The 26,717-nt window shown below is 58.8% G+C and carries 26 protein-coding genes and 1 pseudogene; 20 read left to right on the top strand and 7 right to left on the bottom strand.

Annotated elements, in window-relative coordinates; all coding sequences use genetic code 11:
• The 10 genes and pseudogenes from ACLTXB_RS14935 to ACLTXB_RS14890 form a co-directional block, all read left to right on the top strand.
• A partial coding sequence (locus ACLTXB_RS14935) for a potassium transporter TrkG (protein ID WP_428227549.1) occupies positions 1–482 on the top strand: 482 nt, incomplete at its 5' end.
• Positions 483–500: 18 nt separating this feature from the next.
• Entirely contained in the window at positions 501–1,151 is a 651-nt protein-coding gene (locus ACLTXB_RS14930) for a potassium channel family protein (protein ID WP_008982683.1), read from the top strand.
• A 33-nt stretch (positions 1,152–1,184) separates the two neighbouring features.
• Complete coding sequence (locus ACLTXB_RS14925) at positions 1,185–1,697, top strand: LysR substrate-binding domain-containing protein (RefSeq protein ID WP_428227548.1); 513 nt, start codon at positions 1,185–1,187, stop codon at positions 1,695–1,697.
• 39 nt (positions 1,698–1,736) lie between these two features.
• Positions 1,737–4,376: a DUF4118 domain-containing protein gene (locus ACLTXB_RS14920; protein WP_428227547.1), complete on the top strand. Its 2,640-nt coding sequence runs from the start codon at positions 1,737–1,739 to the stop codon at positions 4,374–4,376.
• Positions 4,369–5,070, top strand: a pseudogene (locus tag ACLTXB_RS14915) (response regulator). The gene ACLTXB_RS14920 and the pseudogene ACLTXB_RS14915 overlap by 8 nt, the downstream one beginning before the upstream one ends.
• Positions 5,071–5,218: 148 nt before the next feature.
• Positions 5,219–5,746 (top strand): RNA polymerase sigma factor, encoded by a 528-nt coding sequence (locus tag ACLTXB_RS14910; RefSeq protein ID WP_428227546.1) that lies wholly within the window; start codon positions 5,219–5,221, stop codon positions 5,744–5,746.
• Between the two features lies 1 nt (position 5,747).
• Positions 5,748–6,485 (top strand): hypothetical protein, encoded by a 738-nt coding sequence (locus ACLTXB_RS14905; RefSeq protein WP_428227545.1) that lies wholly within the window; start codon positions 5,748–5,750, stop codon positions 6,483–6,485.
• On the top strand, positions 6,472–7,326 hold the full coding sequence (locus tag ACLTXB_RS14900; protein WP_428227544.1) for an ABC transporter ATP-binding protein: 855 nt from the start codon (positions 6,472–6,474) through the stop codon (positions 7,324–7,326). Before ACLTXB_RS14905 ends, ACLTXB_RS14900 begins: the two co-directional genes overlap by 14 nt.
• Positions 7,323–8,468, top strand: a complete 1,146-nt coding sequence (locus ACLTXB_RS14895) for a hypothetical protein (protein WP_428227543.1) — start codon at positions 7,323–7,325, stop codon at positions 8,466–8,468. Before ACLTXB_RS14900 ends, ACLTXB_RS14895 begins: the two co-directional genes overlap by 4 nt.
• Positions 8,469–9,680 (top strand): hypothetical protein, encoded by a 1,212-nt coding sequence (locus ACLTXB_RS14890; RefSeq protein WP_428227542.1) that lies wholly within the window; start codon positions 8,469–8,471, stop codon positions 9,678–9,680.
• Positions 9,681–9,795: 115 nt separating this feature from the next.
• Here the strand turns inward: ACLTXB_RS14890 and ACLTXB_RS14885 are convergent, their stop codons facing one another.
• Both ACLTXB_RS14885 and ACLTXB_RS14880 read right to left on the bottom strand, forming a co-directional pair.
• On the bottom strand, positions 9,796–11,151 hold the full coding sequence (locus ACLTXB_RS14885; RefSeq protein ID WP_428227541.1) for an MATE family efflux transporter: 1,356 nt from the start codon (positions 11,149–11,151) through the stop codon (positions 9,796–9,798).
• Complete coding sequence (locus tag ACLTXB_RS14880; RefSeq protein ID WP_428227540.1) at positions 11,144–11,593, bottom strand: MarR family winged helix-turn-helix transcriptional regulator; 450 nt, start codon at positions 11,591–11,593, stop codon at positions 11,144–11,146. Before ACLTXB_RS14880 ends, ACLTXB_RS14885 begins: the two co-directional genes overlap by 8 nt.
• 271 nt (positions 11,594–11,864) lie before the next feature.
• Here ACLTXB_RS14880 and ACLTXB_RS14875 point away from each other — a divergent pair, with 271 nt between their 5' ends.
• Entirely contained in the window at positions 11,865–12,494 is a 630-nt protein-coding gene (locus ACLTXB_RS14875; protein ID WP_020989762.1) for an ECF transporter S component, read from the top strand.
• A gap of 257 nt (positions 12,495–12,751) precedes the next feature.
• On the opposite strand, the gene ACLTXB_RS14870 is transcribed toward ACLTXB_RS14875, so the two are convergent.
• Positions 12,752–13,039 (bottom strand): hypothetical protein, encoded by a 288-nt coding sequence (locus tag ACLTXB_RS14870; protein WP_428227539.1) that lies wholly within the window; start codon positions 13,037–13,039, stop codon positions 12,752–12,754.
• Between ACLTXB_RS14870 and ACLTXB_RS14865 the strand changes: the two genes are divergently transcribed.
• The 6 genes from ACLTXB_RS14865 to ACLTXB_RS14840 all read left to right on the top strand — a co-directional run bounded on the left by ACLTXB_RS14865 (position 13,013) and on the right by ACLTXB_RS14840 (position 19,250).
• Positions 13,013–14,482 carry an aminotransferase class I/II-fold pyridoxal phosphate-dependent enzyme gene (locus ACLTXB_RS14865; RefSeq protein WP_428227538.1) on the top strand — a complete coding sequence of 490 codons (1,470 nt, stop codon included), beginning with the start codon at positions 13,013–13,015 and terminating at the stop codon, positions 14,480–14,482. The genes ACLTXB_RS14870 and ACLTXB_RS14865 overlap by 27 nt on opposite strands.
• Entirely contained in the window at positions 14,482–15,333 is an 852-nt protein-coding gene (gene speE, locus ACLTXB_RS14860) for a polyamine aminopropyltransferase (protein WP_008982669.1), read from the top strand. The genes ACLTXB_RS14865 and speE overlap by 1 nt, the downstream gene beginning before the upstream one ends.
• Positions 15,333–16,187, top strand: coding sequence for an agmatinase (gene speB / locus ACLTXB_RS14855; protein ID WP_008982668.1), 855 nt, complete (start codon positions 15,333–15,335; stop codon positions 16,185–16,187). The genes speE and speB overlap by 1 nt, the downstream gene beginning before the upstream one ends.
• A 50-nt stretch (positions 16,188–16,237) precedes the next feature.
• Positions 16,238–17,497 (top strand): saccharopine dehydrogenase C-terminal domain-containing protein, encoded by a 1,260-nt coding sequence (locus ACLTXB_RS14850; protein WP_428227537.1) that lies wholly within the window; start codon positions 16,238–16,240, stop codon positions 17,495–17,497.
• Positions 17,497–18,708 (top strand): carboxynorspermidine decarboxylase, encoded by a 1,212-nt coding sequence (nspC, locus tag ACLTXB_RS14845; RefSeq protein ID WP_428227536.1) that lies wholly within the window; start codon positions 17,497–17,499, stop codon positions 18,706–18,708. The genes ACLTXB_RS14850 and nspC overlap by 1 nt, the downstream gene beginning before the upstream one ends.
• A 158-nt stretch (positions 18,709–18,866) precedes the next feature.
• The gene (locus tag ACLTXB_RS14840; RefSeq protein WP_428227535.1) at positions 18,867–19,250 is read left to right on the top strand and encodes a Fur family transcriptional regulator; all 384 of its coding nucleotides are present in this window, start codon (positions 18,867–18,869) and stop codon (positions 19,248–19,250) included.
• A 137-nt stretch (positions 19,251–19,387) separates the two neighbouring features.
• On the opposite strand, the gene ACLTXB_RS14835 is transcribed toward ACLTXB_RS14840, so the two are convergent.
• The 3 genes from ACLTXB_RS14835 to ACLTXB_RS14825 form a co-directional block, all read right to left on the bottom strand.
• Entirely contained in the window at positions 19,388–20,437 is a 1,050-nt protein-coding gene (locus ACLTXB_RS14835; protein WP_428227534.1) for a S1C family serine protease, read from the bottom strand.
• A 106-nt stretch (positions 20,438–20,543) separates the two neighbouring features.
• Complete coding sequence (locus ACLTXB_RS14830) at positions 20,544–21,827, bottom strand: sensor histidine kinase (RefSeq protein WP_428227533.1); 1,284 nt, start codon at positions 21,825–21,827, stop codon at positions 20,544–20,546.
• Positions 21,824–22,501 (bottom strand): response regulator transcription factor, encoded by a 678-nt coding sequence (locus tag ACLTXB_RS14825; RefSeq protein WP_008982662.1) that lies wholly within the window; start codon positions 22,499–22,501, stop codon positions 21,824–21,826. Before ACLTXB_RS14825 ends, ACLTXB_RS14830 begins: the two co-directional genes overlap by 4 nt.
• A gap of 278 nt (positions 22,502–22,779) precedes the next feature.
• Between ACLTXB_RS14825 and tsaA the strand changes: the two genes are divergently transcribed.
• Genes tsaA through ACLTXB_RS14810 form a run of 3 tightly spaced genes read left to right on the top strand, consistent with a single transcriptional unit; the run spans position 22,780 to position 26,129 of the window.
• Positions 22,780–23,499, top strand: a complete 720-nt coding sequence (tsaA, locus tag ACLTXB_RS14820) for a tRNA (N6-threonylcarbamoyladenosine(37)-N6)-methyltransferase TrmO (protein WP_008982660.1) — start codon at positions 22,780–22,782, stop codon at positions 23,497–23,499.
• Complete coding sequence (locus ACLTXB_RS14815; RefSeq protein ID WP_151076540.1) at positions 23,486–24,406, top strand: AAA family ATPase; 921 nt, start codon at positions 23,486–23,488, stop codon at positions 24,404–24,406. Before tsaA ends, ACLTXB_RS14815 begins: the two co-directional genes overlap by 14 nt.
• Position 24,407: 1 nt before the next feature.
• Positions 24,408–26,129, top strand: coding sequence for a hypothetical protein (locus ACLTXB_RS14810; protein WP_428227532.1), 1,722 nt, complete (start codon positions 24,408–24,410; stop codon positions 26,127–26,129).
• Positions 26,130–26,175: 46 nt separating this feature from the next.
• Here ACLTXB_RS14810 and ACLTXB_RS14805 read toward each other — a convergent pair.
• On the bottom strand, positions 26,176–26,717 hold a 542-nt coding region (locus tag ACLTXB_RS14805; protein ID WP_428227531.1), incomplete at its 5' end, for a M16 family metallopeptidase.

Raw genomic sequence — 26,717 nt, 5'->3', positions numbered from 1 at the left:
CGGCCCTGAGCGAGACCGGACAGTTCGTCATTATCATTCTCATGCTGATTGGCGGCTCTCCCGGTTCCACCGCAGGCGGTATGAAAACCACCACCTTCGCGGTCCTGTTGGCCAACACCCTGGCGGTGTTCCGGCGCAGGGAGCATCCAAGCTTTTTTAACCGCCGGTTATCAAACGAAGTGGTATCCCAGGCATCGACCATTTTGATCATGTACTTAGTGCTGTTTTTAACGGCCGGACTGGTCATCAGCCGAGTGGAAAACCTGCCTGTTCTCACCTGTTTGTTTGAGACGGCATCGGCAATTGGCACCGTGGGACTTTCCCTGGGCATTACCCCGCAGCTCAGCAGCATTTCCCATCTGCTTCTGATCGCACTCATGTTTTTTGGACGCGTAGGAGGTCTGACCTTGATTTTTGCCGCCCTGTCTCATGTACAAGGCAACAGCGCCAGACTTCCCCAGGAACGAATTACCGTAGGATAACGGTGTAATGGAGGAGTTATGAAAACAATTTTATTGATTGGTTTAGGCCGCTTTGGACGCCATATTGCGATGAAACTGAACGAATTAAATCACCAGGTCATGGTGGTAGACAAGGATGAAGCCAGAGTCGATGCGGTCCTTCCTTTCGTCACCAATGCCCAGATTGGAGACAGCACCAGTGAGGAGTTTCTTACTGCCATAGGCGTCAGAAATTTTGACCTATGTATTGTGGCGATTGGAGATAACTTTCAAAGTTCCCTGGAAACAGCCTGCCTCTTAAAGGAGTTAGGCGCCAAAAAAGTGATTGCACGGGCAGAGCGGGATGTGCAGGCGAAATTTTTGCTGCGCAATGGTGCCGATGAAGTGGTCTATCCGGAAAAGCAGATGGCTATTTGGACCGCGATCCGTTATAGCTCCGATCATATTTACGATTATATCGCCCTGGGAGATGACCACGCTATCTTTGAAATCGAAGTTCCAAGCAGCTGGGTAGGGAAGACCATTGGACAGCTGGATGTAAGAAGACGATACAATGTGAACATTATGGCGGTAAAGCAGAACGGAAAGTTTGCCATGACGGTGATCAAACCCGATACCTTCTTGCCCGAGCACAGTACCGTTTTGGTTTTGGGAACACAGCGCGATATTCAAAAATGTTTTCACATATAACAGCTGCCCGTATTGGGAGAGGAAGTGGCATCCATGAAAGCATTTGTGGAAGGAATCGTTTTGCTTGGAGGATTTTTGGCAGTTGCGGCATTTTGCTACTACGCGGTTTCCAAGCTGGGAGACTTTCTGGATCAGAACCAGGCAGACAGAGATGCAGCATATGATCAGTGGGAGGAGCAAGGGGACCTGAACATTGCGGCGGCAAACCCCTGGGCGATGCAGGCGGGGTCTCAGGTGCTGAAGGACATGAAGCGGGAACACCCAAATTTGCATTGTACCCTTTCCATGGGGGAGGAGCCGGAACTGCTGCATGCTCTGGGCGCAGGGGATGTAGATATTGTCATCCTGTATTCCAAAGCAGAGCGAAACAAAGCGGTGCGGCAAAGGGAGGTCATGCTTCCGGCTCAGCCGTTTATCAATGAGGACAGTGTGAAAATCACGCCCATTCATCCGGCCATGCAAAGCCAATTTGTTGCCTGGAACAATCAGGACCGCCGGCCCTTTATTCTGGAATTCGTGCAGAAGCTTTGCGGACAGGGAGCGTAGCAGTATGCTATAATAATTCCGCTGGAAGGGGGGACTGCAATGGCTGCCGAGAAACACATGGGAGATCAGGCAAAAAAACAAGGAAAGCTGACGATTTTTGCAAGCTATTTTTCCGGCGCCGGAAAAAGCTGCGCGATGCTGAAGGCGGCGCAGGAGGCCAAGGCGGCGGGGATAGATGTGGTGATTGGTCTGAGTCCCTCGGAGCAGTGGCCTGAAACCGAAGTATTGGCGGCTGGCTTTGAGCACGTGCCCTGCAGCACAACGCAGCCAAACGGGCAGTCAGACGATGATATGAGCCTGGACGCCTGTTTGAAAAGGCGGCCGCAGCTCATTTTGATTGATGAGCTCTCCCACAGAAATGCGGACAATTCCCGCCACAGGAAACGCTATCAGGACATAGAGGAGCTGCTGAAGGCGGGCGTAGACGTTTATACCACGCTGGATATTCAGCATATCGAAAGCATTCAGGATTCTGTATTTTCCATCCTGAAAACCCCCATTTTGGAACGCATTCCGGATCATGTATTTGACCGGGCGGCCCAGGTGGAGTTTATTGATGTTGAGCCGGAACGGCTGCAGCAGCGGCTGCTGCAGCAAAAGAAGGGAGCATTGCTTTCCAGCTGCTCGTTATCCCAATTAAGCGCCCTTCGGGAAGTGGGGCTGCGCCGCTGCGCGGATCGGGCGGCGTTATACACCCAGGTCAATCACAGCCAAACAGGGTACCGTACCCATGAGCACATTCTGGTGTGCCTGTCCTCCGCTCCGTCCAATGAGAAAATTATCCGTACAGCCGCTCGAATGGCAGGGGCTTTTCGATGCGGCTTTACAGCGTTGTTTGTGGAAACAAAAGAGTTTCAGTGGATCACGCAGGCTGATAAAGAGCGGCTCCAGGCCAATATTCATCTGGCCCAGCAGTTGGGCGCATCGGTTGAGACGGTTTATGGAGACGATGTGGCATATCAGATTTCGGAATTTTCCCGTTTGTCCGGAGTCACCAAAATCGTACTGGGCCGCAGCGGCATACCCCGCCCATGGCTTAGAAAGGCATCCTTAACCGAACGCTTGATTGAGCTTACCCCTGAATTGGATATCCATATTATTCCGGACAATGGGTTAAACAAGCATTTTTCGGCCAAGCATTGGGAAATCATGCATATGCCGTCTATATCTATCCTGGATCTGCTGAAAAGTGCTTTGATTCTTGTTTTAGCGACTGTCATAGGATTCCTGTTTTACAATTGGGGCTTGACGGAGGCCAATATCATTCCCCTTTATATTTTGGGGGTCATGCTGGTTTCCGTGTCCACCAAAAGTTCGATCTGCAGCTTTATTGCCTCCATCGTCAGTGTGCTGACATTCAATTTCTTTTTCACGGAACCCAGGTTTTCTCTGCATGCCTATGACAGTGGATACCCGGTTACCTTTCTGGTCATGTTCCTTGCCTCGCTGATTACCGGTTCGCTGGCCTCGAAACTGAAGTCCCATGCCAAGCGCTCTGCGCAGGTGGCGTGGCGGACAAAGCTTCTGTTTGAAACCGACCAGAACCTACAAAAGGCAGGCAATCAGGAGGAAATTATTTCTGTTACGGCAAGGCAGCTGCTGAAAATCTTTCAACGGGACATCGTTGCATACCGCGTCCAGCAAGAAGAATTGATGGGACCGGACGTCTTCCTGTTGGATCAGACCACGCCTACGGACAGCTACACCACGCAAAAGGAGCAGGAAGTGGCGCGGTGGGTCCTGACCAATAATAAACGGGCAGGAGCGGGAACGGAGACCCTTTCCGACGCCTGCTGCACCTATCTGTCGGTCCGCACAGGTAAGCAGGTATATGGGGTTGTAGGGATTGCCGCATCGGATAAGCCGCTGGATTCCTTTGAGACAAGTATTCTTTTTTCTGTTTTGGGAGAATGCGCGCTTGCCCTTGAAAACCAGAAAAACCTGGAGGAAAAGGAAGCAGCCGCCGTATTGGCAAAAAATGAACAGCTTCGCGCCAATCTGCTGCGTTCTATTTCCCATGATCTGCGCACGCCCCTTACCTCCATTTCAGGAAATGCCAACAATCTGCTTTCCAACGGGAATTTGTTTGATACAAAGACCAAGGAACAGATGTATACCGATATTTATGATGATGCCATGTGGCTCATCAACCTGGTGGAAAATCTGTTGTCCGTCAGCCGTTTGGAAGAGGGGCGGATGAACCTGCATGTATCCACAGAGCTGATGGATGAGATCGTGGCGGAAGCCCTTCGGCACATTAACCGCAAGAGCGTAGAATACCACCTGAATGTGCAAAGCAGCGAAGAATATCTCCTGGTGCAGGTGGATGCCAAGCTGATCATTCAGGTCATCATCAATATTGTGGATAATGCCATCAAGTATACGCCGCCAGGGTCTGAAATCGACATTGGGTGGCGGAAACAAGGAAACTTTGTCTATGTTTCCGTGTCCGACAACGGCCCGGGGATTCCGGACCAGGCCAAGCCCCATATTTTTGATATGTTTTACAGTGTGTCCAATCAGATTGCCGACAGCCGCCGCAGTATGGGGCTGGGCTTGGCGCTGTGTAAATCGATTATCAACGCACATGGAGGAGAAATTACCATCACGGATCAATTGCCCCATGGTTCCATCTTTACATTTTCTGTCCCAGCCGGGGAGGTAGAGCTGCATGAATAAACCCTTGATTTTAGTGGTTGAGGACGATACGCCGGTCCGCAACTTAATTACGACCACATTAAAAGCCCATGATTACCGGTTTTTGACCGCGGCAAACGGAGAATCTGCTGTTTTGGAGGCGTCCTCTCATAATCCGGATATTATTTTGCTGGACCTGGGGCTGCCGGATATAGACGGGGTGGAGGTCATCCACAGAGTCCGCTCCTGGTCGAATTTGCCCATCATCGTCATCAGCGCCCGGAGCGAAGACACCGATAAGATCGACGCGTTGGATGCCGGTGCCGATGATTACTTGACAAAGCCCTTTTCTGTGGAAGAATTGCTGGCTCGGCTTCGGGTGACACAGAGGCGATTGGCAGCGCTTCAGGTTGGCGCAGCAAATACAGAAGCGGTATTTACAAACGGGAAGCTGAAAGTAGACTATGCGGCTGGATGTGCGTTTTTGGATGGGCAGGAGCTCCACTTGACCCCCAGCGAGTATAAGCTGCTGTGTTTGCTGTGCAAAAATGTGGGGAAGGTACTGACCCACACATTCATCACGCAACAGATTTAGGGCCGGAGCTGGGGAAATGACGTTGCCTCTCTTCGCGTGTTTATGGCAACGCTGCGTAAGAAGCTGGAAAAAGAACCTGGCTCACCCCAGTATATTCAGACGCACATTGGCGTTGGGTATCGTATGATGAAAGTGGAATAGCCGAATGGCGGCAAAAATGGACTTCGGTTCAAGCGCACCGGATAGGAAGAGGTTCCTGTCCGGTGCGCTTTTTGTTTTCTATTTTCTTTTTTTGAAACGATGGTACACTGAACTACGAATATATGGATAGATAAAGGGCGGTGAGACAGTGGGAGAAGAGCAAAAGTGGATTCGGGACATTCAGCGCCGAGGGTCCCGGCAGGCGGCGGACAAGTTGGTTCGGGCCTACTATGACGAGATGTATCGCTTTGCATACCGTCAGCTGGGCCACAAGGAGGATGCCTTGGATTTGACGCAGAACATTTTTTTGGCTGTCCTCCGGGCACTTCCCACCTTTGACGGCCGGAAAGCGTCCTTTCGTACCTGGCTGTACCGCATCGCCGCCCATAAGGCCATCGACTGCCGCCGGAAGGTCCGTGGTAATGTCCTGCCGCTGGAGGAGACAGAGGCGCCCGACCAGACCGACTTTGCAGCCCAGGTCCAGGACCGGGACCTGCTGGACCGCCTGGAAGCCTACGTGGCCCAACTGGACCCGGACACCCAGGCGGTGTACCGGCTTCGGATTTACGGAGAGCGCACCTTCCCTGAGATCGCCGCCATTCTGGGTCAGCCGGAGACGGCGGTAAAAACCCGATACTACCGGCTGATGACCCGGCTGAGAAAGGAGTTTGGATGATATGGAGCGTTGGAACGAACCGATGCTGGAACCGTGGGAGCGGGAGGCCGCCATCTCGGCCATTCTGGACCGTGGATTGGTCCCGAAACTGGGGATTGGACCGCTTCTCCGTACTGCCTTGAATGCCCAGGTGCTCTTTTTTGGAGTAGTGGACTGCATCTTTTTGAGCATCCTGGCGGCAGTGGTGCTGATGATCCCCCTTCTGGCTGCCGTACTTCAACAGGCCTCCCCGGCCCCCATGCTCTTTTTTGCCTCTCCGGCGCTGTATGCCCTGCTGCTGGGACTGACGGCCTGGAAAGAATCCCAGTCCGGCCTGCTGGAGTGGAAGCAGACCTGCCGCCTGTCCCTCCAGGCCGTATCCGCCCTGCGGATGATCGTGTTCGGCGGCGGCTCCGTTCTGGTGTGGGTGCCGGTCAACCTGTGGCTGTGGAGCGCCCTGGGGAGAGAGCTGCCCCTGAACTGGATGCTGGGGGTGTCCCTGTCCAGCCTGTTTCTCTACGGTCTGCTGTCCCTGGTGTGCCTGGAGAGAATGGGACGGGGGCGTCTGGCAGCTCCTGCTGTTATCTGGGCGGCGCTGGGGGGACTTCTGTTGGCCTGGGACGGGGCATCGGCCTGGCTGGCTGCCCTGCCTGGAGCGGTGTTCCTGGTGCTGGCCGGGGCGGCCCTGGCCCTGTATCTGCGGGAATTAAAACGGTTCTGCCTGGGGCAGAGGAGAGGAGAAGCCTATGCTGTCAGTTGAACATGTGACCAAGCGTTACGGGAAATTTACCGCCCTGGAGGACGTGAATCTGGCCTTTGAGCCGGGAGTGTATGGGCTGCTGGCGCCCAACGGAGCGGGTAAGACCACCCTCATCAAGCTGCTGGCCACCCTGCTATTCCCTACCGAAGGAAAAATTCTGTGGGACGGAGAGGACATCCACGCCCTGGGGGCGGAATACCGGGGGTTACTGGGCTATCTGCCTCAGGACTTTGGATTTTATCCCTCCTACACCGCCCGGCAGTTTCTCCGTTACGCCGCTGCCCTCCAGTGCCTGCCCAAACGGGAGGCAGAACAGCGCATCTCAGAGCTGTTGGACCTGGTGGGCCTGGCCGACGCGGCGGACAAGAAGCTGAAAACCTTCTCCGGCGGCATGCGCCAGCGGGTGGGCATTGCCGTTGCCATGCTCACCGACCCTAAACTGCTGCTGCTGGACGAGCCCACCGCCGGGCTGGACCCCCGGGAGCGGGTGCGGTTTCGAAACCTGATCCACGCTCTGGCCGCCGACCGCATCGTGATCTTGTCCACCCACATCGTCTCCGATATTGAGACCATTGCCGGGCAGATCGTCATGTTCAAGGATCACCGACTCTATTGCTGTGACAGTCCCGCCAAGATCTGTGCCCAGTGGAAGGGAAAGGTGTGGCAGGTGCCGGCGGAGTACCAGCTATCTCCGGAACAGCTTCTTCTCAGTGAGGGGCAGAGTGAGAGCGGTCCGGTGCTGCGGATTCTGTCCAACACGCCTCCGGCAGGGGCCGTCTCCGTAACCCCCAGCCTGGAGGACGCCTTTCTGGCCATTTACCGGGAGGAGGGACGGGTATGAGGCTGGCGGTGTGGGAGTGGCGGAAGCTGTTCCGTTTGCCCGCCCTGTGGGTGTTTGTGGGGCTGTGCCTGGCGCTCAACGGACTGCTGCTGTCCTCTCCCTCTGCCATGGACCGGGCCTTCTTTCACGATACCTCGGCGGATGCCGCCCGGCTGGGCCAGAGGGTGGACGACGAGTTTCAGACGGGGCTGGCTGCCCTGCCGGACACGGAGAACCGGGAGCTTTTGCGCCAGTCGGTGGTGGGGCTGGAGAACACCCTGGAGGACTACGACACCGGAGAACTGACGGAGTTTTACCAGAGTGTGATGGAGGGGGACAGCCTGGCCCAGAGCTGGATGGCCTGGAAGTATGACCTGCTCCAGGACCGGGTAGACCACCTGGCCCAGACCGGCGCCGCCCTGGACCTGTATGCGGGTCCTATCACCCATGACAGCCATCAGTACCTCTATAACACCCTGTTTCGGGTTCTGCTTACCGAGAGTGTCCTGTTGGGCCTGCTGTGCGCCCTGTATCTGGTGGGATATGAGGGCCTGAGCGGAACCCAATCCCTGGCCTGTGTCAGCCGGACCGGGCGGAGGCTGTGGAAACATAAGACACTGGCCGCTTTGGCGGCCGCCTTGGGGCTGTATGCCCTGCTGGCTCTATTTACCCTGGGACCCTACCTGCTGTTGTGGGACTACCGCGGCATCTGGGACAGCAGCGTATCCAGCCAGTTCAACTATTTTGTGGATATGCTCTACTCCCGACCCTTCCTCACCTGGGCGGACTTCACGGTGGGGAGCTATTTTTCCGCCATGATTGTAGCTGGGGGAGGGCTGGTGGCGGTCTTTACTCTCATGGGGGCTGTGGCGGGCCTGCTCATCCGGCACACCTACGGGGCCGCCATCGCCGCGACGGCCTTCTGCGCCCTGCTGCTGGGCCTGTCCTCTACGCTGGCCAACCTGGGGCTGTGGAGTGCCTATCTGCTCACAACCTTTTCCCCGGTGTGCCTGTGGCTTGCCATCAACGGCTGGTTTACCGAATTGGGACAGATGGGGCTGGTCCCCTGGCAGGAGACGGTGGGTCTGGCTCTGAATCTGCTGGTGTGGAGCGGGATTGCTCTGCTGGCGCTGAGACGGTTTGGACGAAAGGATGTGGCGTGAATGGCCCTGCTGAGATGGGAACTGAAAAAGATCTGGCGGCCCGGCCTGCTGCTGGCTATCGCTTTCATCGGGGCGGTGTTTTCTCAAAGCCGTACCGGCTTTTATCTAGAGTATTTCAGTACCAGCAACGACCGGGGAGGGACCCAGGTCCAGCTGGCCTCCGGCTGGCTGGAGACCTATGGGAATACCATAGAGCCGGAGGAGCGGCCCGGGCTGGACGCCCAGCTGGCGGAGCTGGAGGCGGAGTTTGCTGGGCAGGTGGCACAGATCCCAGGGACGGCAGAGGCGGGAATCACCGATTATGAGAGCTATGGGGCCTGGGAGAAGGCTTACAATGACCGTGTCCGGGCGGAGGAACGGACGGAGGAGGACTCTAGCCTATATTGGAGCATTTACTATGACACCAATTTAAACATGGTGGAATCACTGCTCCAATTTATGCAGGAGTATGATAGCTTAGCCGGTGGGGGATCGGCGCTGGATTGGGGCGGAGGAATTAGCGAGGATTCTCCAGCCCACCAGGCCAGCGTACGGCGAATTGAGAGGGCCGAGGCGCAGGGCGTCTACGGATTTTTGCCCAGCACCGTGGTGGAAAACACGGATGAATTCTTCCACTATTTTGCCATCTGGTGCGCTTTCAGCGGAGTGCTGCTGATTTCTCCCACCCTGGTGCGGGACGCCCTACACCGCACCAGGGCCATGCAGTGGACCTCCCGCCGGGGGCGGCGGGTGCTGAACGTCCAGATGGGAGCGGCCCTGCTGTCCGGACTGCTGCTCGCCCTGCTCAACTGCGCGGTCTATCTGGGGCCGTTTCTCTCCACCGGAGCGATGAAGTTTTGGAATTGTCCCATGGTCAGCGTGTGGAGGGAGAGCTACCCCTGGTTTGACTGGACCTATGGCCAGTATCTGCTGGCCCTGTTGGGGCTGACAGTTGTGCTCAGTTTGGCGGCCTGTGGGTTTAGCGTGGTTCTCTCCCAGTTCAGCGGCAGCTATGTGGCCATGCTCCTCAAGGCGATTCCCCTGATCGTGGTACTGTGCTGGGGGTTGGTGCCCTGGGTGATGATGGGAGCGGGGCGTTTTTCCAACGATCCGGTCCGGCTGACCGGACTGCCTGGAACGGAGTTTGTCTGCGGCGTTCTGGCTGTTTTGGCGGCGCTGGTCCTGTGCGGCTGGACTTGCCTGCGGCAGCGGCGGCGGGAGCTGATGGGGTAAGAGTGCCCCTGTTTTATATTAGAAAAAGACGGATAGCAGCAAAAAGAGCAAAGCGAGACAGAAAAATCACACGTTCTGTCGGCTTTGCTCTTTTGTTGATTTAAGTCATGGCTGTTTAGGCCAAACGCTGCATTTCTCTGGCCTGTTTTCGGTTCAGGTAGATATAAAATCCCACATTTAGGAGAATACCCACCGCTGTGGAGGCCGGCGCGGCAAGGCCGATGTTTGTCAGACTGGCGTTGGGCTGAATGCTCATCACGTACGCCAAAGGAAGGCGGACAAGCAGGGTTTGCACCAAACCCTGGACCATGACCCAGACAGTCTTTTGATTGCCGTTAAAGTAGCCCACCATGCTGAATAAAACGGCTGTCACAATGGTTTCCGGGGCAAAGCCCTTCAGGTAGTCAAATCCGCATTGAATGACAGCGGCGTCAGTGGAGAAAAAGCCGGCAAGGACATCGCCCTTGAGCATGACCAGGGCAAAGACCACGCAGCCAAATCCAAGCCCTACGCCGATCCCGGTAAACATAGACTGCTTGGCTCGCTTGGGATTGCCCGCCCCAATATTCTGAGAGACAAAGGAGGCCATGGACTGCATCAAGGCGCTGGGCACCAGCATGGCAAAGTTGACGATCTTGCTGGCCACACCGTACCCGGAGGAAGCCTCCAGCCCCAGGCGGTTGACAAAGGCGCACAGAGCCAGGAAGGAGAGCTGGGTCAAAAATTCCTGGAGAGCCAGGGGCAGGCCGATGGCAAGAAATTTGCGGCACTGTGGGTTAAAACGGAAGTCGGAGTGTTTTAGGGAGAAGGGGAGGCCTTTTTTCAGCAGGATTACCACCGCGCATATCACGCTGATGGTCTGGGCAAAAACGGTAGCAAGGGCGGCACCTGCCGCATCCATATGAAGCCCCGCCACCAGGAAAAGATCGCCGAAGATGTTGACCACACAGGCCACTAAAACGAACAGAAGGGGAGATTTGCTGTCGCCCAGGCCTCGAAAGATAGCGGAGAGGAGGTTATAGGCCACAATAAAGAAAATGCCGCTTCCGCAGATGCGAATATAGCTCACGGTGAGATCCAGAGATTCTTTGGGAGCCTGCATCAGGATGGAAATGGGCCGGGCAAAACACACCAGAAGAATGCACAACCCCACAGAGATCAGCGCAAACACCAAGGCGCCGCCCCCCAGAAGAGGCGCGATCTGTTCCGGCCGTTTTTCGCCCAGATACCGTGCGATCAGAACGGTAATGCCCATGGCAAGCTGTGTTACCACAAAGGTGACTAAATTCAGCACCTGGCTTCCGGTAGAGACGGCCGAAAGGCCGGATGTGGAACCAAACCGGCCCACAACCAACAGGTCGACGGCTCCGTAAGCAGCCTGCAAAATGAGTGCGCCAAGAATGGGCACCATAAACCAAAACAGCTTTTTTAAAATGCTGCCCTGAGTAAAATCAGCGTTCTGATTATTCAACGGTGATCCCTCCCTTGGACATGACTTCATAAAAGCGCTCAATGGTTCGAATGGTGCAGGCGGCATCCTCCTGGGAAATATCGCTGAGGAGCGGGGCAAGACGGCTAAAATATTGCTCGTTGTACCGTTTGGACAGCTGTTTTCCTGCCTGGGTGACGGAAATGTATGTGATGCGCCCGTCCTCAGGAGAGGTTTGCTTGCAGAGATAGCCCTTGGCCTGCATTTCCTTCACAGTTCGGGTCACGCCCGGGCGGGGCAGATTCAACGCATCGCTGATATCGGACACTTTCACCCGGGTTCCCTGTTCTTCCAGTGATTCGATGGTATCCAGATAGTGAATATAGGACGGAGTGACGCCTTGCGGCAGCGCCGGAAGCAGGTCCCGGATCCGCTTGGCCTGATAGCACGCGTCAAGCAGTGCCTTGATTGTCTTAATTTCCATTTATATGCCCTCCATATAGTTACCATTGGTAATTATATGGAGGGCGATTTTGTTTGTCAAGGGTTTATTTTTGAAGAGAATGGTCCCTGTTCGGAAAAAAGAAGAGGATGCTGTAAGAGCCACAGGCAGAGCAGGCCGCTTTCCCGTTGACAAAACGAGGAAAGATGTGCCTTGAAAATATGAACAGGCCATAGTATAATAGCCGCTGGCGAAATGCCAAAAAATGCGCTGCATCCTCCGTGGAGAGGAGCGGCAGCAGGAGGAATTGAATATGGGTAAGACAAAGACGAAGCTCACGTATCTCATTGAACTGGCGCTGCTGGTGGGCATCCTGCTGATGATGAACATCACAGGTCTGGCCATGATCCCGCTGCCCGGACAGTATGCGTCTATTATGACGGTGCCGGTGGCCGTAGGAGCCATGATGCTGGGGCCTCTGGCCGGCGGCGTTTTGGGCGGTGTGATGGGCTGTATCAGCTTTTACACGGCCATCAAGACCGGGTTCAGCACCCTGTTTCTGGCGGGCTACACCGGCGGCACGGTGGTACTGCTGAGCTTTGTAAATACGATCATTCCCCGCATCCTGATGGGCATCTGTGTGGGCTGGATTTTCCGGGCCGTGCACAAGATCGACCGGAGCAAGACCATCTCCTACTACATTGGAGGACTGGCCGCGCCGGTGCTGAACACCCTGTTCTATATGACGGTGCTGGTGATCATCTTTCTGAACGCCCCCACGCTCCAGGCCCTCTTGGGAGAGGAGCTGATGGCCAAGTTCCAGGACAATATCCTGTTGTTTGTGGCCGCCTATGTGGGCATCCAGGCCGTGATCGAGGCGGTGCTGGGCTGCGTGATCAGCGGCTCGGTGTGTAAGGCGCTGCGGGTGGTAATGAAGCAATAAGAGACGGAGGAGACCGGCCGGACGGCAGGTCTCCTCCGATTTTTTACAGGTCTGCCTGAAAACAGAAATTTTGCGCAGCGCGCAAAGGAGCATTGACAGCGGTCTGTTTTCATGGTATAAAGAAAATAATTTGACTAGAGTTTATCTGGCCAAGCATACTGGGACCACTCCTGCGGGAGTTAAGGCCATACGGACAGCCGGGTCCACTGCCGATTGGCGGGTATACCGCCTTATTGATTGAGTTAAAAGCTCAAATTTTATAAGTTGGTTACTTTATAACCGAAATGCGTATTTGCGCAGACTTGTGAAACGGTCAATAAGAGTAGTAAAAGTATCTTGTTGCTATATAGACTCTCAGTACCAGAATCATATTCCCCAAGCCCTTCCGCACCCGAAGTCCCCGTTCCGGCGGGAAAATTGTAAAATCCTGGAGAGGGCAGGGCGGGCATATCTGCTGATTCAAACACAAGCTGTACAAATACAGCTTGTGTTTTTTTGTTTTGGTGAGGTGTTGGCCAATGGAAAAGGAACGTATTCTGGATCAAAACCGGGCCCCCATCTATGAGGCCCTGCAGACTTTTCGGCAGATGCGGGTGGTGCCCTTCGACGTGCCCGGCCACAAGCGGGGCCGGGGCAACCCGGAGCTGACGGAGTTTTTGGGGGAGCAGTGCGTCAGCATTGACGTAAACAGCATGAAGCCCCTGGACAACTTGTGTCACCCCATCTCCGTCATCCGACAGGCGGAGGAGCTGGCCGCCGACGCCTTCGGGGCGGCCCACGCCTTTTTGATGGTGGGCGGGACCACCAGCTCGGTACAGACCATGGTGCTGTCGGTATGCAAGCGGGGGGACAAGATCATCATGCCCCGCAACGTCCACCGCAGCGTTATCAATGCCCTGGTGCTGTGCGGTGCCATTCCCGTGTATGTAAACCCGGAGGTGGACCACCGCCTGGGCATCTCCCTGGGTATGAAGCGGGAGCAGGTGGCCAAGGCCATCCGGGAGAACCCGGACGCAGTGGCGGTGCTGGTGAACAACCCCACCTACTACGGCATCTGTTCCGACCTGCGCTCCATTGTGAAGATGGCCCACGAGGCGGGGATGTACTGCCTGGCCGACGAGGCCCACGGCACCCACTTCTACTTCGGCGAAAACATGCCCGTCTCTGCCATGGCCGCCGGAGCCGATATGGCGGCGGTGTCCATGCACAAAAGCGGCGGCAGCCTCACCCAGTCCAGCCTGCTGCTCACCGGTCCGTCCATCCAGGAGGGCCACGTGCGCAAGATCATCAACCTGACCCAGACCACCTCCGGCAGCTATCTGCTCATGTCCAGTCTGGACATCAGCCGCCGGAACCTGGCCCTGCGGGGCAAGCAGGTGTTCCGGCAGGTGGTGGCCATGGCGGAGTACGCCCGGGAGGAAATCAACGCCGTGGGCGGCTACTACGCCTTCGGCCGGGAGCTGGTGAACGGGGACTCCATCTTCGACTTTGACCCGACAAAACTCTCCGTCCATACCCGGGACATTGGCCTGGCAGGCATCGAGGTCTATGACCTTCTCCGGGACGAGTACGACATCCAGATCGAGTTCGGCGACATCGGCAACATCCTGGCCTACCTGTCCATCGGCGACCGCTACCAGGAGCTGGAGCGGTTAGTGAGCGCCCTGGCGGAGATCCGCCGCCGCTACCAGACCGACAGCAGCGGCCTGATGAATCAGGAGTACATTGACCCTGAGGTGGTCACCAGCCCCCAGGAGGCCTTCTACGCCGACAAGGAGAGCGTCCCCCTGGAGGACAGCGTAGGCAAGGTATGCAGCGAGTTTGTCATGTGCTATCCCCCGGGCATCCCTATCCTGGCCCCCGGTGAGCGTATTACCAAGGAAATTCTGGAGTACATCCAGTACGCCAAGGCCAAGGGCTGCTCCATGACCGGCCCCGAGGACCCGGACATTGAGCACATCAACATTCTGACCCAGGAGGTGGGCTGATGGAACTGTGGTTTAGTGAATTTCATACCCCTGACGTCAAGCACAGCCTGCGGGTCAACCGGCACCTCTACTCCAAGAAGAGCGACTACCAGCAGATCGACATCTACGACACCCCGGAGTTTGGCAAGGTGCTTACCCTAGACGGCAACGTGATGCTCACCGAGCGGGACGAGTTCATCTACGACGAGATGATCACCCACGTGCCCATGGCCGTTCACCCCAACGTCCAGGACGTGCTGGTCATCGGCGCGGGAGACGGCGGCGTGGTAAAGGAGCTGGCCCGGTACGAGTGCATCCAGTCCATCGACCTGGTGGAGATGGACGAGCAGGTGGTCAACGCTTGCCGCCAGTACCTGCCGGAAAACGCCTGCCGTCTGGACGACAAGCGGGTGCACATCTACTTTGACAACGCCCTGCGCTTCATCCGCCGCCGCAAGGCCCAGTACGATCTGATCATCGTGGACTCCACCGATCCCTTCGGCCCCTCCGAGGGCTACTTCACCCGGGAGTTCTATGGCATCTGCTATAACGCCCTGAAGGACGATGGAATTATGGTAAACCAACAGGGCAGCCCCTTCTACCGTCACGACGCCCAGGCCATGCAGCGCAGCCACAAGCGCATCGTCAACACGTTCCCCATCAGCCGGGTCTACCAGGCCCACATCCCCACCTATGCCGCCGGCTACTGGCTGTTCGGCTTTGCCAGCAAGAAGTACCACCCCATCGATGACTTCGACCGGGAGAAGTGGCTCAAGCTGCATTTGAAAACCAAGTATTATACCGTCCGCCTCCACGCGGGAGCCTTCTTCCTGCCCGCGTTTTTGGAGGAGATGTTGGAGGAAGTAGAGTAATGAACCCAAATATTGAGACCTTTATCGGCTGCGACAGCAGCTTTGAGGAGGCAAAGATCGTCCTCTTCGGCGCCCCCTTTGACTCCACCACCAGCTTCCGTCCCGGCGCCCGCTTCGGCTCGTCCGCCATGCGCCACGAGAGTTTCGGCCTGGAGACGTACAGCCCCTACCAGGACAAGGACCTCACCGACTGCCGCATCTTTGACAGCGGCGATCTGGAGCTGTGCTTTGGCAGCGCGGAGCTGGCCCTTCTTGACATTGAGACCCGTGCGGAGGATATTCTGGCCGCGGGCAAGCTGCCCTTACTGCTGGGAGGCGAGCACCTGGTGACCCTGGGCAGCTTCCGGGCGGTCCAGCGGCGCTATCCCGATGTCCACGTCATCCACTTTGACGCCCATGCCGACCTGCGGGACGACTACCTGGGCGCCAAGCTCAGCCACGCCTGCGTCATCCGCCGATGCCACGAGCTAGTGGGGGATGAGCGCATCCACCAGTTCTGCATCCGCAGCGGCGACCGGGAGGAGTTCCGCTTCGCCAAGGTCCACACCGACCTGCACCCCTTCGACTTCCAAGGCCTGGAGGAGCTGACCCGGTGGCTGGCCCTCAGCGGCACGCCGGTGTACTTTACCATCGACCTGGACTGCCTGGACCCCTCTGTCTTCCCCGGCACCGGTACCCCCGAGGCGGGAGGCGTCACCTTCCCCCAGCTGCTGGAGGCCATCCAGCTGGTGGCTAAGACCAACGTGGTGGGAGCGGATGTGAACGAGCTGGCCCCCATGCTGGACCAAAGCGGCGTGTCCACCGCCACCGCCTGCAAGGTGCTGCGGGAGCTGTTGCTGGCCCTGTCCAAATAACGAAAAGCAAAAGGGGAAAAACCAATTTTGACGATAAAGGAGAATAAACTATGAGCAGAGTATTAGTCATCGGCTGCGGCGGCGTGGCCAACGTAGCCATCCGCAAGTGCTGCCAGGTCAGCGAGGTCTTTACCGAGCTGTGCATCGCCAGCCGCACCAAGTCCAAGTGTGACGCCCTGGCCGCCGAACTGGCCGGAAAGACCGCCACCAAGATCACCACCGCCCAGGTGGACGCCGACAAGGTGGAGGAAGTGGTCGCCCTCATCAAGAGCTACCAGCCCGACCTGGTGATGAACATTGCCCTGCCCTACCAGGACCTGACCATCATGGACGCCTGCCTGGAGTGCGGCGTCAACTACATGGACACCGCCAACTACGAGCCCGAGGACATCGAGGAGCCCGAGTGGAAGGCCGCCTATGAGAAGCGCTGCAAGGAGAAGGGATTCTCTGCCTACTTCGACTACACCTGGCAATGGGCCTACCGGGAGAAGTTTGAGAAGGCTGGCCTCACCGCCCTGCTGGGCTGCGGCTTCGATCCCGGCGTGACCCAGGCCTACTGCGCCTACGCCAAGAAGCACGAGTTTGACACCATCGACACCATCGACATTCTGGACTGCAACGGCGGCGACCACGGCTATCCCTTCGCCACCAACTTCAACCCCGAGGTGAACCTGCGGGAGGTGTCTGCTCCCGGCTCCTATTGGGAGGACGGCCACTGGGTGGAGATCCCCCCCATGAGTATCAAACGGGAGTATAACTTCGACCAGGTGGGCGAGAAGGACATGTACCTCCTGCACCACGAGGAGATCGAGTCTCTGGCCGAGAACATCCCCGAAGTGAAGCGCATCCGCTTCTTCATGACCTTCGGCCAGAGCTACCTTACCCACATGAAGTGTCTGGAGAACGTGGGTATGCTGTCCACCACCCCCATCGAGTTTGAGGGCCAGCAGATCGTGCCCATCAAGTTCCTGAAGGCCCTGCTGCCCGATCCCGCCAGCCTGGGTCCCCGCACCCACGGCAAGACCAACATCGGCTGCATCTTCACCGGCAAGAAGGACGGCAAGGACAAGACCTACTACATCTACAACGTGTGCGACCACCAGGAGTGCTACAAGGAGGTGGCCAGCCAGGCCATCAGCTACACCACCGGCGTGCCCGCCATGTGCGGCGCTCTCATGCTGCTCACCGGCAAGTGGACCGAGAAGGGCGTACACACCGTGGAGGAGTTTGATCCCGATCCCTTCCTGGACGCGCTGGACAAGTACGGCCTGCCCCGCAGCGAGAACCACAACCCCGTGCTGGTAGACTGATGGGATATAAGACCTTACAAGATCCCCAGTTTGCGGGCCTTGGAAACTACGACCCCAAAGCCCTGTTTGCTGAGCTTCCTACCCCCGCCTATGTGATCGACCAGGAGCGGCTGCGAGAAAACGGCCAGGTGCTCGCCGCCCTGGCAGAGCGTACCGGCTGCAAAGTGCTGCTGGCCCAGAAGGCCTTCTCCAACTACGACTTTTATCCCCTCCTGGCCTCCTATCTGGCGGGCACCGAGGCCAGCGGCCTCTATGAGGCCCAGCTGGGCAAGGAGGAGATGCCCCAGGGTGAGGTCCACGTGTTCTGCGGGGCCTACCGGGCGGACGAGTTTGAGGAGCTCCTGCAATACGCCGACCACATCGTCTTCAACTCCATCCATCAGCTTAAGCAGTTTGGCCCCCGGGGCAAAGAGGCGGGCAAGAGCCTGGGGCTGCGCATCAATCCCCAGTGCTCAACCCAGGAGGGCCACGCCATCTATGACCCCTGCGCCCCCGGCAGCCGCATGGGAGTGACCCGGGATGTGTGGGACAAGGAGATGGACGAGGACACCCTGGCGCTGCTTGACGGCCTTCACTTCCACACCCTGTGCGAGCAGAACTCTGACGACCTGAAAACTACCCTTCAGGCGGTAGAGGAGAAGTTCGGGGACATTCTGACCGGGATGAAGTGGCTCAACATGGGGGGCGGGCACCACATCACCCGCCCCGACTACGACCTTGCTGCCCTGGAGGATTGCATCCGTCACGCCCAGCAGGCCTGGGGTGTCACCGTCTATTTGGAGCCGGGAGAGGCGGTGGCCCTGAACGCGGGCTACTTTGTTAGCCGGGTGCTGGACATTGTGGAAAACAGCGGCACCAAAATCGCTATTTTGGACGCCAGCGCCGCCTGCCACATGCCCGATGTGCTGGAGATGCCCTACCAGCCCCCCATCCTGGGGGCCGACACCGAGCCGGGCGAGGGGTACCCCTTCCGTCTGGCCGGTCCCACCTGCCTGGCGGGCGACGTGGTAGGGGACTACGTCTTTGAGGTGGAACTCCAGGTGGGCGACCTGGTCCTCTTTGGCGACATGGCCATCTACACCACCTGCAAAAACAACACCTTCAACGGTATACCGCTGCCCGATATCTGGCGGCTGGACCGGGCGGGCAACCTCACCAGGCTGACCCAATTTGGCTATCAGGACTTTAAAATGCGCCTGGGACGCCCCTGAGCGGCCCGGAAACCGAATTAAAGAAACCGGCGCGCCGGACAGAGAAACATCCTGTCCGGCGCGCCGTCTGCATATGAAGAGGAGGAACTTCCACTTGACTTCCTTGTAAAAAAGGATACAATTGGAATTAAAATGATTCTAATTAAGGGAACGATACCATGACAAAATACGCAAAAACCATGCTGGAACTGATCGAGAACTCCCGCAGCCACATGACGGCGGAGCAGGTCTTTCACGCCCTGCGGCAGGTCTATCCCAAGGTGGCCCTGGCCACAGTGTACAATAACCTCAACCGCCTGTGGGAGGATGGACGGATCCGCAAGGTGTCCATCGAGGGGATGCCCGACCGGTATGACCGCATCCAGCGGCATGACCACCTGGTGTGCCAGGGCTGCGGCAAACTGGTGGATATCGATTTGGGGGATTTGACCCAGCGGTTACAGACCCAGGTGGATGTGCCCATTCTGGCCTACGACCTGAAGCTGATGTATCTGTGCCCCGAGTGCCGCAGTCGGAATCAGGAACCGGAGACAACGGGCTGAGTCTTTTGTGCCGCCTTGCGCAGAAAAAACAAAATCGGAGCCGGAGGGAAAGATACTCTTTCCCTCCGGCTCCTTTTATTCATGATCCGGAAGTGCTGGGGTAGTCTGCGCCGGTCCGGTTTTCCGGCGCGGACGGATCAGGCGCGGTTCCAGGGAGCGACGTAGTAAGAGGCCTGGGTGGCGGAGGTCTGGGAGAGGTCGGTAGTCTGGGTCATCAGCTCCGAGATTAGATCCGCCACGTCAGAGATGGGAATGGCATAGCCCATGCCCTCCACGTCGGTGTTGGAGAGCTTGGCGGTGTTGATGCCGATGAGTTCGCCGTCCAGATTGAGCAGGGCGCCGCCGCTGTTGCCCGGGTTGATGGCAGCGTCGGTCTGGATATAAGTGGAGGTGGTGCCGTTCTCACTGGTGAGGGCACGGTCCAGGGCACTGACGATGCCGGTGGTGACTGACTGGCCGTAGCCCAGAGCGTTGCCGATGGCCACTACCTGCTCGCCTACATCCAGCTCGTCGGAGTTGCCGATGGGGATGACGGTGATCTGAGATAGGGTATCCGCACTCAGGTTGGACAGGGCTACCTTAAGCACGGCAATGTCCACATCCGCGTCTGTGCCGCAAAGCTGGGCCTCACAGACTGCGTTGTCCACAAAGCTCACCGAGAGGGTGGTGGCGCCGTCCACCACATGCTGGTTGGTGACAATATAGAGGTAGGTGTCATCCATGGAGAAAATAACGCCGGAGCCGCAGCTGGTGGTCTCCTCCATCTGGGACTGGCCCGCTCCATTGGGACCAAAGCGGTTAAAGTAGCTGCGCACCTCCTGCACGGAGATGTTGGTGATGGCCACTACGCCGGGCAGGGCGCTCTCCGCCACGTCGGAGACGTCCATGCCGTAGCGTGTGGATGTGCCGGAGGTGCTGCCCAGAGAGGTGAGCACCCCGGATGTAGTCTGGGCCGAGACCGTCTGGCCATTGGAGGAGTCGGGCAGAAGCTGGTTTACGCCATAGAAGGAGCCGGCAGCTGCGCCGCCCAGCAGAGCGCCGCTGAGTAGCAGGGAGGCCACGCGGCCGGAGAGGCGGCGAAGCTTGCTGCGCTGGTTTTTGTGGGAAGCCAGTGCGTCATGTTTGATGGGAAGAGAAGAATGGCCTTGCTCCTGGTCAAGAGGGGCGTCAAAGCGATCGTGATACATAGCGGGTCTCCTTTCTGTTCCGCACCGAAGGTGGTGGATCATTCTGGAACCAGAATACCCTGTTAACCCTAAGCCAACTTAAAAAAGAGCAAAAAAATTGGCCGCCTTATCCGGCGGCCAATGTAACCTGTATTGTCAGCTGTGTTCCGTCGGGGCTCTCGGCCCGAATTTTGCCCTTGTGGGCCGAGACGATACTCTTTGCAATGGACAGCCCCAGACCGTAGCCGCCGCTTTGACTGTTGCGGGACTGGTCGGTGCGGTAGAAGCGGTCAAACAGATGGGGGAGCTTGTCCTGCTCCATGAGCTGAGCACAGGTGTTGGATACGGTAAGCAGCAGATTGCGCCCCTGCTTTTCCAGGCGCAGCGCCAGCTGTCCGCCGGGGGGAGAATATTTTAGGGCGTTATCCAGCAGAATGGAGACCAGCTGGCGGATCCCCTTCTCATCCCCCTTAAAGGAGAGCATGGGCTGCACCTGTACCTGAAAGTCCTTGTCCTGGCTGCGGGCGGGAGCGGCAAAGGACTGGGCCATCTCCTCCACCACGTCGGAGATGGGAAAGTCGATATACTGCAGTTTAGGCTGCTCCTCCTCCATGCGGGAGAGGTAGATGAGGTCGTTGGTCAAGGCGGTCAGACGCTGGGCCTGGCGGCGGATATCGGTAAGCCACTGGTTTTCTCCGCACTCCATCTCGGCCAGATCGGCGTCTGCGCTGATGATGGTCATGGGGGTTTTCAGCTCGTGGCCTGCGTCGGTAATGAACTGGCGCTGCTTCTCATAGCTCTCTGCCATGGGGCGCACAATGCGCCGGGACAGGATCAGCAGTAAGAACAGCACCGCTGCCAGTCCCAGCACAGCCAGAGATACGCTGGCCAGCAGGGTGGTGCGGAAGGAGGAGAGACTGCGGCCGCAGTCCAGAAAAATGACCCGTATGCCTCCAGACTCATTCTGGACCAGAAAGCGGTAGTCATCCAAAAATCCGGAGGTCTTTCCGGACGCGGCTGCTTTCTGGGCGTAGTCGGTGGCCTGCTCTGCGTCCACGGCGGCAATCTGGCCTGTGTCCGTCTCTACCGCCTGACCGTCCTCCCCCAGCAAAACGGAGAAGAAACGGGACTCGTAGGGGGTTTCGGGAGACATGATCCGCTGGTTGAACAGGTTCGGCTTGCCTCCCGGCGTGCCAAAGGGGGCAAAGTAGCCCTCGTCCTTTTCCTCCTGGGGAGCGCGAAGCTTGGGAAATGCGCCGTCATTGGCCGCCAGCAGAGACAGCACGGTGTCGGCGTCGGAGACCACTTTCTGATAGCTCATCAGATTGACACCGCCCAGAATGACCAGCAGCACCACAGCCAGAGAGAACATACAGGCCAGAATGAGCTTGGCCCGCAGCTTTTTAATCATACCGGTCCCTCCAAAGAATAGCCTGCGTTCCGGGTGACCTTGATCTGGATGTTGGAGCGCAGGGCAGAGAGCTTTTTACGCAGGTAGGAGATGTACACCCACACCACGCTCAGTTCTACCTCGCTGTCATAGCCCCAGATCCGCTCCAGAAAGCGCTCGGTGGGGATGATCTGCCTGGGATTGCGCATGAGCATCTCCATCATCTGAAACTCCTTGTTGGCCAGGCGGAAGCTGCCCGCAGGGGAGGAGAGCTCAAAGGTGGCCTGATCCAGGGTGATGTTGCCGAAGGTGAGGCGGCTGGTAACCTGTCCTCCGGTCTGGCTGCGGGTCATGGCGCGGATGCGGGCCATGAGTTCCTGGGTGGAGAAGGGCTTGGTGAGGTAGTCGTTGGCGCCGGTGTCCAGCCCCAGCACCTTGTCGTCCACCTCGGATTTGGCGGTGAGGATCAGCACCGGAATGGGGTTGCCCTGCTCCCGCAGGGTGCGCAGCACCGTCAGTCCATCCATTTTCGGCATCATCAGATCCAGGATGAGGGCGTCGTAGTTTCCCGCCTCCAGGTACTCCAGGGCCTCCTGGCCGTCATAAACCGCATCGGCGGAGTAATTGTTTTTTTCCAGTAGGGCAATGACCGCCCGGGACAGGGAACGTTCATCCTCAGCAAGCAGAATGCGCATCTTTACGCGCCTCCTTCCAGATGGTAAGAAGTCTATGATGTTCAGCATACCGCAAAAACTTTAAATCTAACTAAAAGAATAGCACAACAGCGGGTATCTGTCAGCACCAGAGAAGGCGGCGTTGGGCCTGGTGTATGCGTCCAAACATGCGTCCGGCCGGTGGGGAATGGCCACCTGGTAGTCCTTGCAATCCCAGAAGAGACTCGGTACAATGGAGGCAGATCAAACGCCCGGGGCGGGAAAACCGTCCCGGCCTGTGAATAGAAAAGGAGTTTACCATGGCAGAACAGAGTGCCTTGCATATTATCGCCCGCATCCACAGCGACTTTCCCACCAAGTTTGGTATCCCCCGGCAGAGCGGTCTGGTGGAGGAGCTGAAAGCCACCATTGTCTTTGAGCCGGAGTACCGCAATCCCGATGCTCTGCGGGGGCTGGAGGGATTTTCCCACCTGTGGCTTATCTGGCAGTTTTCCCAGGCGGTGCGCAAGGACTGGTCGCCCACGGTGCGCCCGCCTCGTCTGGGGGGCAATACCCGCATGGGGGTCTTTGCCACCCGCTCTCCCTTCCGTCCCAATCCCATCGGGCTGAGCTGCGTGGGGCTGGAAGGGGTGGAGCTGCACACCCCTCAGGGGCCGGTGATCCATGTCACCGGGGCCGATCTGATGGATGGCAGTCCCATCTATGATATCAAGCCCTATATTCCCTACGCCGACTGCCGTCCCCAGGCGGTGGGAGGCTTTGCCAGCGCGCCCAAGGAGGCCACCCTGGAGGTGGATATCCCCCCGGAACTGCTCGCTCAGGTGCCGGAGGAACTGCGGGAGGCGCTGATCGGCGTGCTGGCCCAGGACCCACGCCCCACCTATCAGCACGACCCGGAGCGGGTGTACGGCATGGCCTTCGGAGGGCTGGAGGTGCGCTTTACGGTGGAAGAGCCAGTCCTCCATGTGCGGGAGATCACGAAGAGCAAATCAGGAGGCGAGGAGCATGGAGCTCTTTGAGGAACTGGAACAGGAGGGGATAGACCGGGGGCTGCTGGAGGCCATTCGGGCCTTTCGGGCGGAGCACCCGGTGCCCCAGGAGGCACAGGGACGGCTGATCCGGCCCAAGCTGCTGTACTACGGCCGGGAGGTATGGCAGGCCGCGGCCACCGCTCTGCTGTGCGGGGAAAACCTGCTCCTCTCCGGCCCAAAGGCCACGGGAAAAAACGTGCTGGCGGAAAATCTGGCCGCCGCCTTTGGGCGTCCCGTGTGGAACGTTTCCATGTATGTGAATATCGACGCGGCTTCCCTCATCGGGGCAGACACCCTGAAGGAGGGCGAGGTGGTGTTCCGGGAGGGACCGGTGTGCCAGTGTGCCCGCCTGGGGGGCTTTGGCGTACTGGACGAGGTGAATATGGCCAAAAATGAGGCCCTGGCCGTGCTCCACGCCGCCCTGGATTTCCGCCGGGTCCTTGACGTGCCGGGCTACCGCCCTGTCCCTCTGGACGATGCCGCCCGGTTTATCGGCACCATGAACTACGGCTACGCCGGCACCCGGGAGCTCAACGAGGCCCTGGTGTCCCGCTTTGCGGTGGTGGATATGCCGGTGATCGCCCAGGAGGACCTGGAAAAGCTGCTGCGCCGGGCCTTCCCCCATCTAAAAAGCAAGTGGGTGGGGCAGTTTGCCGCCCTGTTCCAGGACCTGCGGGACAAGTGCCAGAGCGGGGAAATCTCCACCCGTACCCTGGATCTGCGTGGACTGCTGGCCGCTCTGCGGCTTATCGAGCATGGCCTCACCGCCGGGCAGGCTCTGGAGCTGGGGCTGGTGAACAAGGCCTTTGACCCCTACGAGCGGCAGCTGGCCGCCGATGTGATTGCCGCCCGTATCCCCCGGGAAGCATGCCGGGGCCAGCTGATGGAGGACTGAGATGGATTGCCGGGAGATGGAGGCGCGTCGGGCGGACAACCAGGTGTGGAACGGAGCGGGGGACTACCAACTGCACCCCTGGTACCGGGCCATAGGGCCGGATGGCCGGGCGCCGGTGTACCTGAACACCATTGTGGGCCTGGCCCAGCGGGAGGGGTGGCAGGAGACTCTGGAGCCCCTGCTGCGCTCCTTTGAGGGCAGCGCCCGGGGAGCGCTGTACAGCGACTTGCTGTGGATGGGGCTGGAGCGCTGTCTCGCCCTGCGGTGGCAGGAGGAGCGCCCTGCGCTCCAAGCGCTGCGCCGGGACTACGCCGCTCAGGCTTTGGCCCGGCTCCCCGCGCCCCAGGACCGGAATGAGGGGGAGAGCCTGCGGGGGTGCTGGTGGGCACGGGCTTTGGATCAGCCCCACCGGGAGAGCTCCCGTGAGAAGGCTGTGCTGGACCAACTGGAATTTCCTCAAACCTGGAGCGGGGATCAGGTGCGCCAGGGGGTGGAGGACCTGCTGTACCGGTGGTACCGCCGTCCCCGGCGCAGCACGTTGGACCAGCTGGGCAGCAGCCGGGTGGACCGCAGCTTTTTTGCCGCCTGGCAGCCCGGCCGGAACCGGGGAGACGCCCTGAGGCGGCTCAGCGGCCCGGGAGAGAGCAAGGGCCAGGGAGGCGGCCTGCTGGGGAAAAAGCGGCTGAGCCCCTTCTGGCAGACCAAGACCCGAGAGCGGGTGCTGCGGGACTATGTAGAGGGATGCTTCGGGGCCAGTCTGCTCTCCCCGGGAGAGCTGGCCCAGGCAGAGCAGGAACTGTGCACCGGAGACCACCGGAACTGCCGCCTCCACTTCACCAAGGGGGAGCCCATCTCTCGCCCGGTAAAGGGGGCATGCGCCCGGGAGCGGGCCCTGTTTGAGCTCCAGCGGCAGAAAAACCGCGCCTATTTTGAAGAACACAAGGGACAATACCGCCTGGCTATGGCCAGACTGTCCCAAGCGCTGGAGAATACCCTCCTGCTCCAGCGGGAGGAGGACGACAGCCCCAGCCGGTGGGGCAGCCTTCGGCCTCAGACGGCCTGGCGGGGCGCAGCCCTGGGGGAGGAGCAGATCTTTACCCGCCGCCAGACCCGGGAGCCGGGGGAACTGTGGGTGGACCTGCTGCTGGACGGCTCGGCCTCCCAGAACGGCCAGCAGGAGAATCTGGCCGCCCAGGCCTACCTCATCGCTGCCAGCCTGGGCCGGTGCCAGATCCCGGTGCGGGTGAGCTCCTTTTGCAGCGTCAGCGGCTGCACGGTACTGCGTGTCTATCGGGACTACCAGGATAAGGGAACGGATGAAAAGATCTTTGACTACGCCGCTGCCGGATGGAACCGGGACGGCCTGGCCCTGCGGGCCATGGGCTGGCTGTTGGACCGGAACAAGGAGGAAGGCCGGCGGCTGCTCATCGTCCTCTCCGACGCCAGCCCCAATGACGACCAAAAAATCCCCAGCAACAGCCTGCTCCACGGAAACCGGGATTACAGCGGGGTGCTGGGGGTGAAGGATGCCGCCCAGGAGGCGGCGGCTCTGCGGAAGAAGGGGGTGGAGGTGGTGTGCATCTACACCGGTGGGGAGCGGGAACTGCCCGCCGCCCGGCAGATCTACGGCCGGGAGGTGGTGCGCCTGCCCGGAGTGTCCTTCCTGGCCCAGACGGTCAGCCGCCTCATCCAGGGCCGCCTGACCGCCGGAGACCGCTTATAACGAACAAGGCCGCCCATCTGGGCGGCCTTGTTTTGTATATGACAGGTTAAAAGGTGCCGTGTTCCAGCCAGTTGGCGTACTCTTCGCCGGAGCGCACCCGGCCCACCGCGGACAGGGAGGCCCGGGGGAAGGTGAAGATCTCTTGGCTGAGGGTGCGCAGGTCCTCCCGGGTGACCTGGTCGTAGGCCGCCAGCAGCTCCTCCGGCTCCCGCACCCGGCCATAGAGCAGCATGGAACTGCCCAGGTGGCTCATGCGGGCCTGGACCGACTCCAGCCCCATGAGAATGTTGGCCTTGGCCTGTTCCCGGGCCCGGTCCAGCTCCTCCTGGGAGGGACCATGGTCCGCCAGCTGGGAGACGATGGCGCGCACCGTCTCCAGGGCGGGCTCCTCCTGCTCCCGGCTCAGGCCGGTGTAGATACCCAGAAAGCCGGTGTCGGCGTGGTCGGAGACGTAGGAATACACGGAGTAACACAATCCCCGCTGTTCCCGCAGCTGCTGAAACAGTCGGGAGGAGCAGCCGCCGCCCAAAATGGAGTTGAGCAGCAGCAGCTGATAGCGCCGCTCGTCCAGGTAAGACAGGCCGGGGA

Source organism: Flintibacter sp. (assembly GCF_046973065.1).
This window is presented reverse-complemented; position numbering and strand designations above follow the sequence as displayed.

Bases quoted from the DNA above. Each gene is read 5' to 3' on its own strand.
- ACLTXB_RS14930 (WP_008982683.1), top strand. From the start codon at position 501: ATGAAAACAATTTTATTGATTGGTTTAGGCCGCTTTGGACGCCATATT.
- ACLTXB_RS14925 (WP_428227548.1), top strand. From the start codon at position 1,185: ATGAAAGCATTTGTGGAAGGAATCGTTTTGCTTGGAGGATTTTTGGCA.
- ACLTXB_RS14920 (WP_428227547.1), top strand. From the start codon at position 1,737: ATGGCTGCCGAGAAACACATGGGAGATCAGGCAAAAAAACAAGGAAAG.
- ACLTXB_RS14905 (WP_428227545.1), top strand. From the start codon at position 5,748: ATGGAGCGTTGGAACGAACCGATGCTGGAACCGTGGGAGCGGGAGGCC.
- ACLTXB_RS14900 (WP_428227544.1), top strand. From the start codon at position 6,472: ATGCTGTCAGTTGAACATGTGACCAAGCGTTACGGGAAATTTACCGCC.
- ACLTXB_RS14895 (WP_428227543.1), top strand. From the start codon at position 7,323: ATGAGGCTGGCGGTGTGGGAGTGGCGGAAGCTGTTCCGTTTGCCCGCC.
- ACLTXB_RS14890 (WP_428227542.1), top strand. From the start codon at position 8,469: ATGGCCCTGCTGAGATGGGAACTGAAAAAGATCTGGCGGCCCGGCCTG.
- ACLTXB_RS14880 (WP_428227540.1), bottom strand. From the start codon at position 11,593: ATGGAAATTAAGACAATCAAGGCACTGCTTGACGCGTGCTATCAGGCC.
- ACLTXB_RS14875 (WP_020989762.1), top strand. From the start codon at position 11,865: ATGGGTAAGACAAAGACGAAGCTCACGTATCTCATTGAACTGGCGCTG.
- ACLTXB_RS14865 (WP_428227538.1), top strand. From the start codon at position 13,013: ATGGAAAAGGAACGTATTCTGGATCAAAACCGGGCCCCCATCTATGAG.
- speE (WP_008982669.1), top strand. From the start codon at position 14,482: ATGGAACTGTGGTTTAGTGAATTTCATACCCCTGACGTCAAGCACAGC.
- speB (WP_008982668.1), top strand. From the start codon at position 15,333: ATGAACCCAAATATTGAGACCTTTATCGGCTGCGACAGCAGCTTTGAG.
- ACLTXB_RS14850 (WP_428227537.1), top strand. From the start codon at position 16,238: ATGAGCAGAGTATTAGTCATCGGCTGCGGCGGCGTGGCCAACGTAGCC.
- nspC (WP_428227536.1), top strand. From the start codon at position 17,497: ATGGGATATAAGACCTTACAAGATCCCCAGTTTGCGGGCCTTGGAAAC.
- ACLTXB_RS14840 (WP_428227535.1), top strand. From the start codon at position 18,867: ATGACAAAATACGCAAAAACCATGCTGGAACTGATCGAGAACTCCCGC.
- ACLTXB_RS14835 (WP_428227534.1), bottom strand. From the start codon at position 20,437: ATGTATCACGATCGCTTTGACGCCCCTCTTGACCAGGAGCAAGGCCAT.
- ACLTXB_RS14830 (WP_428227533.1), bottom strand. From the start codon at position 21,827: ATGATTAAAAAGCTGCGGGCCAAGCTCATTCTGGCCTGTATGTTCTCT.
- ACLTXB_RS14825 (WP_008982662.1), bottom strand. From the start codon at position 22,501: ATGCGCATTCTGCTTGCTGAGGATGAACGTTCCCTGTCCCGGGCGGTC.
- tsaA (WP_008982660.1), top strand. From the start codon at position 22,780: ATGGCAGAACAGAGTGCCTTGCATATTATCGCCCGCATCCACAGCGAC.
- ACLTXB_RS14815 (WP_151076540.1), top strand. From the start codon at position 23,486: ATGGAGCTCTTTGAGGAACTGGAACAGGAGGGGATAGACCGGGGGCTG.
- ACLTXB_RS14810 (WP_428227532.1), top strand. From the start codon at position 24,408: ATGGATTGCCGGGAGATGGAGGCGCGTCGGGCGGACAACCAGGTGTGG.